4 protein-coding genes are annotated in these 6,180 nt (G+C 73.5%); 2 read left to right on the top strand and 2 right to left on the bottom strand.

Annotation, left to right across the window (positions count from 1 at the left end; all coding sequences use genetic code 11):
- Positions 1 to 10 precede the first annotated feature (10 nt).
- Positions 11 to 565 (bottom strand): GNAT family N-acetyltransferase, encoded by a 555-nt coding sequence (locus ACZ7IF_RS09770; RefSeq protein ID WP_470965769.1) that lies wholly within the window; start codon positions 563 to 565, stop codon positions 11 to 13.
- Positions 566 to 634: 69 nt separating this feature from the next.
- On the opposite strand from ACZ7IF_RS09770, the gene ACZ7IF_RS09775 reads away from it, so the two are divergent.
- Positions 635 to 808 carry an Rv0909 family putative TA system antitoxin gene (locus ACZ7IF_RS09775; RefSeq protein WP_470965772.1) on the top strand — a complete coding sequence of 58 codons (174 nt, stop codon included), beginning with the start codon at positions 635 to 637 and terminating at the stop codon, positions 806 to 808.
- 75 nt (positions 809 to 883) lie between these two features.
- Here the strand turns inward: ACZ7IF_RS09775 and mfd are convergent, their stop codons facing one another.
- Entirely contained in the window at positions 884 to 4,417 is a 3,534-nt protein-coding gene (mfd, locus tag ACZ7IF_RS09780; protein ID WP_470965775.1) for a transcription-repair coupling factor, read from the bottom strand.
- Between the two features lie 230 nt (positions 4,418 to 4,647).
- On the opposite strand from mfd, the gene ACZ7IF_RS09785 reads away from it, so the two are divergent.
- Positions 4,648 to 6,051, top strand: coding sequence for a DUF2079 domain-containing protein (locus tag ACZ7IF_RS09785; RefSeq protein WP_470965778.1), 1,404 nt, complete (start codon positions 4,648 to 4,650; stop codon positions 6,049 to 6,051).
- Positions 6,052 to 6,180 lie beyond the last annotated feature (129 nt).

Here is a 6,180-nt window from a genome sequence, read left to right on the forward strand (position 1 = left end):
GGCCCGCCGTTCAGGCCCCTGCGGGCCGGACGTGCAGGTGGCCGCTCAGGGGGAACTCGGGCGGGGCCGCCGGGAGGGTGGTGCGGAAGGCGTAGCCGCTCTTCGCCGCCACGCGGCAGGAGGCCTCGTTGTCCTCCTGGTGCAGGAGGTCGAGGCGTTCCAGTCCCGCGCCGGCGAAGGTCGCGAACGCCCAGGCCGTCAGGGCCTCCAGGGCGCGGGGGGCGACACCCCGGCCGCGGGCGCGGGCGGCGGTCCAGTAGCCGACCTCGGCCGACGGGCCGTCCGGCACGGGCTTCTTGAGGACGGCGCCGCCCACCAGCCGGCCCGGCTCGCCCTCCAGGACCGCGAACCCGAACCGCAGGCCCGCGTCCCAGCCCCGCCGCTGCTCCTCCACCCACCGCAGCCCGTCGGCCTCGCAGCCGACGGGATCGCCGGTCCAGCGCCGCAGGACGGGATCGGCGTACGCCTCCACGAGCGCGGGGACGTCCTCCTCGCGCCAGGGGCGCAGGAGCAGGGCCGGGAAGTCCGCCGTCGCGGCGGACCGGAGAGTCGTCGGCGTGATCATCAGCCGATGATATGCGTGGCCTCGGAAACCGGCGTACCGTCGCAAACGGGACACGGAAGGAGCCCTCGCATGGGGATTTTCGACAAGTTCAGGGACCAGGCCAAGGCCAAGGGCAAGGACATTTCCGACCAGCTCGAGCAAGAGGCCAACGAGAAGACCGGCGGCAAGTACTCCGACCAGGTCGACAAGGCCCAGCAGCAGGTGGAAGACCGGCTGGGCATCGACGACGACCCGAACAAGTAGGAGCCGCCGCCGTCCCACGGGGCACCCGAACGTGAGGGGCCGCCCGCGCCGTAGGCGGGCGGCCCCTCGTCCGCGCTACGAGCCGAGGATCGTGGTGAGGAACTCGCCGGTCCAGGCCAGCAGTTCACGGCCGACCAGCGGCTTGCCGCCGACCTTGGCCGTCTTCGGGCGCGGCACCAGCACCTGCGAGGTGGCCGGCTTGAGGACCGTCCCCGGGTAGAGGCGCTTGAGGCGAAGCTCCTGCGACTCGCGCAACTCCACCGGTCCGAAGCGGATGTTCGGCCCCTGGAGGGTGATGTCCCCGACCCCGCAGGCCCGCGCCAGCATCCGCAGGCCCGCCACCAGCAGCAGGTTCTCCACCGGCTCCGGCAGCTTGCCGTAGCGGTCCGTCAGCTCCTCGCGCACGGCCTTGATGTCGGCCTCGGAGTTCGCCGCCGCGATCGACCGGTACGCCTGGAGGCGCAGCCGCTCGCCGGGCGCGTAGTCGTGCGGGACGTGCGCGTCGACCGGCAGCTCGATCTTCACCTCCAGCGGCGGCTCCTCCTCCGCCCCGCCGCCCTCGACGGCGGCCCGGTAGTCGGCCACCGCCTCGCCGACCATCCGGATGTACAGGTCGAAGCCGACGCCCGCGATGTGCCCGGACTGCTCGCCGCCCAGCAGGTTGCCCGCGCCGCGGATCTCCAGGTCCTTCATCGCCACGTACATGCCGGCGCCCATCTCGGTGTGCTGGGCGATGGTGGCCAGGCGCTCGTGCGCGGTCTCCGTCAGCGGCTTCTCCGGCGGGTACAGGAAGTACGCGTACCCGCGCTCGCGGCCGCGCCCGACACGGCCGCGCAGCTGGTGCAGCTGGCTCAGGCCGAAGTTGTCTCCGCGCTCCACGATCAGGGTGTTGGCGTTGGAGATGTCGATGCCGGACTCGACGATCGTCGTGGAGACGAGCACGTCGAACTTCTTCTCCCAGAAGTCGACCACGACCTGTTCCAGGGCCTGTTCCGACATCTGGCCGTGGGCCGTCGCGATCCGCGCCTCGGGCACGATCTCCCGCAGCTTCGCGGCCGCCCGGTCGATGGACTCGACCCGGTTGTGGATGTAGAAGCACTGGCCCTCGCGCAGCAGCTCGCGCCGGATGGCCGCGCCGATCTGCTTCTCCTCGTACGGGCCGACGAAGGTGAGCACCGGGTGGCGCTCCTCCGGCGGGGTGGTGATCGTCGACATCTCGCGGATGCCGGTCACCGCCATCTCCAGGGTGCGCGGGATCGGGGTCGCGGACATGGTCAGCACGTCCACGTTGGCGCGCAGCTTCTTCAGCTGCTCCTTGTGCTCGACGCCGAAGCGCTGCTCCTCGTCGACGATGACCAGGCCCAGGTCCTTGAACTTGGTCTCCTGCGAGAAGAGGCGGTGGGTGCCGATGACGATGTCGACCGAGCCCTCCTTGAGGCCCTCCAGGGTGGCCTTGGACTCGGTGTCGGACTGGAAGCGCGACAGCGCCTTCACGTTGACGGGGAACTGGCTGTAGCGCTCGGAGAAGGTCCCGAAGTGCTGCTGCACGAGGAGGGTCGTGGGGACCAGGACGGCCACCTGCTTGCCGTCCTGCACCGCCTTGAAGGCGGCCCGGACGGCGATCTCCGTCTTGCCGTAGCCGACGTCGCCGCAGATCAGGCGGTCCATCGGAACGGACTTCTCCATGTCCTCCTTGACCTCGGCGATGGTGGTGAGCTGGTCGGGCGTCTCCGCGTACGGGAAGGCGTCCTCCAGTTCGCGCTGCCAGGGGGTGTCCGGGCCGAAGGTGTGGCCGGGGGCGGCCATGCGCGCGCTGTACAGCTTGATGAGGTCGGCGGCGATCTCCTTGACGGCCTTCTTCGCCCGCGCCTTGGTCTTCGTCCAGTCCGCGCCGCCGAGCCGGTGCAGCGTCGGGGCCTCGCCGCCCACGTACTTGGTGACCTGCTCCAGCTGGTCGGTCGGGATGTACAGCCGGTCGCCGGGCTGGCCGCGCTTGGCCGGCGCGTACTCGACGAGCAGGTACTCGCGGGTGGCGCCCTGCACGGTGCGCTGCACCATCTCGATGTAGCGGCCGACACCGTGCTGCTCGTGCACGATGTAGTCGCCGACCTCCAGGGTGAGCGGGTCGATGGACTTGCGGCGCCGGGTCGGCATCCGGCCGAGGTCCTTGGTGGCGGTGCGCTGCCCGGTCAGGTCGGTCTCGGTGAGGACGGCCAGCTTCAGCGCCGGGTCCACGAAGCCGTTGTCGAGCGAGCCGCAGGCGACGTGGACGATCGAGGGCTCCAGCGCCCCCAGCCGCGGCTCCAGCCGGGCGGCGATGCCCTCTGCGCCCAGCACCTCGACGGTACGGGCGGCCGGGCCGTGGCCCTCGGTGAGGTAGACGGTGTGCCAGCCGTCGGCGATCCAGCCCTTGGTGTCGGCGAGCGCACGGGCGGTGTCGCCCCGGTAGGCCTCGGGGGCGTGCATGCCGAGCTTCAGCGTGTCCCCGCCGATCGCCTCGTCGGCGGCGAAGGGGGACACCGACCACCACATCATGCCGAGCTCGCGCGCGTGCTCGCGCACGTCCGCGATGCCGCGCAGCGAGGCCGCGCCGACGTCGATGGGGGCCTCGCCGCCGCCGGCGGTGGCCGCCCACGAGGCCATCAGGAACTCCTGCGAGGTCGCCACCAGGTCGGCGGCCCGGGTGCGCACCCGCTCCGGGTCGCAGACCACGGCCATCGCCCCGGCGGGCAGGACGTCGATGAGCAGCTCCATGTCGTCGACGAGGACCGGGGCGAGGGACTCCATGCCCTCGACCGCGATCCCCTCGGCGATCTTGTTCAGCAGTTCGCCGAGCTCCGGGTGCTCCTCGGCCAGCGCGGCGGCCCGCCCGCGCACCTCGTCCGTGAGCAGCAGCTCCCGGCAGGGCGGGGCCCACAGGCCGTGCTCGGCGATCTCCAGGGAGCGCTGGTCGGCGATCTTGAAGTAACGGATCTCCTCGACCTCGTCGCCCCAGAACTCCACGCGCAGCGGGTGCTCCTCGGTGGGCGGGAACACGTCGAGGATGCCGCCGCGCACGGCGAACTCGCCGCGCTTCTCGACCAGCTCGACGCGGGCGTAGGCGGCCGCCGCCAAGGCCTCGGTGATCACGCCCAGGTCGGCGGTGTCGCCTTGGCGCAGGCTCACCGGCAGCAGGTCCCCGAGCCCCTTGACCTGCGGCTGGAGCACGGAGCGGATGGGGGCGACGACCACCGAGACGGGTCCGGCCGCCGGGTCCTCCTTGCTCGGGTGCGCGAGCCGGCGCAGCACCGCGATCCGGCGGCCGACGGTGTCGCTGCGCGGGCTGAGCCGTTCGTGCGGCAGCGTCTCCCAGGCCGGGTAGTCGACCACCTCGTCGGGGGGCAGCAGGGAGCGCAGCGCGGCGGCGAGGTCCTCCGCCTCCCGCCCGGTGGCGGTGACCGCGAGCACGGTCCGCTCGGTACGGGCGGCCAGCGCGGCGATCGCGAAGGGCCGGGCGGCGGGCGGGCCGACGAGGTCCACGTGCATGCGGTTGCCGTCCCCGGCCGCGGTGACCGCCTCGGCGAGGGCGGGATCCCGGGTGACGGCGTCGAGCAGTCCGTGCAGGCTCATGAGACAGGCTTTCCATCCGGTGAGGGGCGAGGGGTGCCGGGGGCAACGCGAAGGGCCCGACACGTGAACGGGCCGGGGGTTCCCACCCTATGACGCCGCTCCCCCGGCCGCGCGGGGCATTCCGGTCCCGGAAGGGGTGAGGCGGGGGGCGGATGGTGCGGGGGAGCCGTGCGGGGCGGGGCCAGGGGGGCGGAGGGAGGCATTCCGGTCGGGGGTGAGAATCTGTCCGGATGCCGATATCCGGAAGCACCCCGAACTCCGGCGACCGCGCCGGGCGGGCCGCGCGCCGGGCGCCGTACGCCCTCACCGCCGCGCTGTTCCTCGCGTACGCCGTGCTCTCGGTGACCCGCTACCGGCGGATGGAGGAGGCCTCCTGGGACCTCGGGATATTCGAACAGGCGGTCAGGGCCTACGCCTGGCTCCAGGCGCCCGTGGTGGACCTGAAGGGCCCGGGCTCCAACATCCTCGGCGACCACTTCAGCCCGGTCATCGCCCTGATCGCCCCGCTCTACCGGATCTTCCCGACCCCCGTCACCCTCCTGGTGGTGCAGGCGGCCCTGATCGCGCTGTCCGCGCTGCCCGTCACCCGGGCCTCGGCGAAGCTCCTCGGGCAGGCCCGGGGGCTCGCGCTCGGGGCGGCGTACGGGCTGTCCTGGGGGATCCAGCGGGCCGTGGAGTTCGACTTCCACGAGATCTGCTTCGCCGTACCGCTGCTGGCGTTCGCCCTGGAGGCGCTGCTCGCGCGCCGCTGGCGGGCCGCCCTGGGCTGGGGGCTGCCGCTGCTGCTGGTCAAGGAGGACCTCGGGGTCACTCTGGCCGCCCTGGCCCTCGTCACCGCCTGGCGGGCCCGGCGCGCCGACCCGCGGGCCGCTCGGCTCGCGGCGGCCGTCGCCGTGGCGGGGGCGGCCGCCGCGGCACTGGTGTTCACCGTGGTGATCCCCGCCTTCGCCGCCGACGGCTACGCCTACTGGGAGAAGCTCGGCGGGGGCGAGGCCGGCGGCGGCCCCCTGAGCGGCCTCGGCACGAAGCTGACCACCCTCGGCTGGGTGCTCCTCCCCACCACCGGGCTCCTCGCGCTGCGCTCCCCGCTGCTGCTGGTGGCCGTGCCCACCCTGGGCTGGCGGTTCCTGTCGGGGGACCCGCACTACTGGTCCACCGACTTCCACTACAGCGCCGTCCTGATGCCGGTCGTCGCCCTGGCCCTGGCCGACGCCCTCGACACCGCCCGGCGCAGCACCCGGCCGCGGGTGCGGGCGTACGCCCACCAGCTGCCCGGCGCCGTGCTCGCGGCCGCCCTCGCGCTGAGCGCGACCAGCCTGCCGCTGGCCCGGCTCGGCGAGCGGTCCGCGTACGAGAAGCCCGCACGGGTGACCGAAGTCGAACGGCTGCTGGCGCAGATCCCGGACGGGGTGCGGGTGGAGGCGGACCACGGGCCGCTGACCCGGCTGACCTCGCGCTGCCAGGTGTACTGGATCGGCGGCACCGAGGGGGTGCTGCCGGCCTTCCTGGTCTTCGACAACTCCTCCCTCGGGGCCGGCGACCCCGTCGCCTACGCCGAGCGGCTGCACCCGGGATCGCGCTTCGCGCCGGCGGGCGAGGCGGGCGGGTACGTCCTGCTCCAGCGGGTGCTGTGAGCCGGTGACGCACGACGCCGGGGGGGGGGGGGGGGGGGGGGGGGGGGGGGGGGGGGGGGGGGGGGGGGGGGGGGGGGGGGGGGTGGGGGGGGTGGGGGGTTGGCGCTGCCCGCTTTAGTCCCACCCTCC

It is taken from the genome of Streptomyces sp. NPDC037421 (assembly GCF_055602105.1).

Bases quoted from the DNA above. Each gene is read 5' to 3' on its own strand.
- ACZ7IF_RS09775 (WP_470965772.1), top strand. From the start codon at position 635: ATGGGGATTTTCGACAAGTTCAGGGACCAGGCCAAGGCCAAGGGCAAG.
- mfd (WP_470965775.1), bottom strand. From the start codon at position 4,417: ATGAGCCTGCACGGACTGCTCGACGCCGTCACCCGGGATCCCGCCCTC.
- ACZ7IF_RS09785 (WP_470965778.1), top strand. From the start codon at position 4,648: ATGCCGATATCCGGAAGCACCCCGAACTCCGGCGACCGCGCCGGGCGG.
- ACZ7IF_RS09770 (WP_470965769.1), bottom strand. From the start codon at position 565: ATGATCACGCCGACGACTCTCCGGTCCGCCGCGACGGCGGACTTCCCG.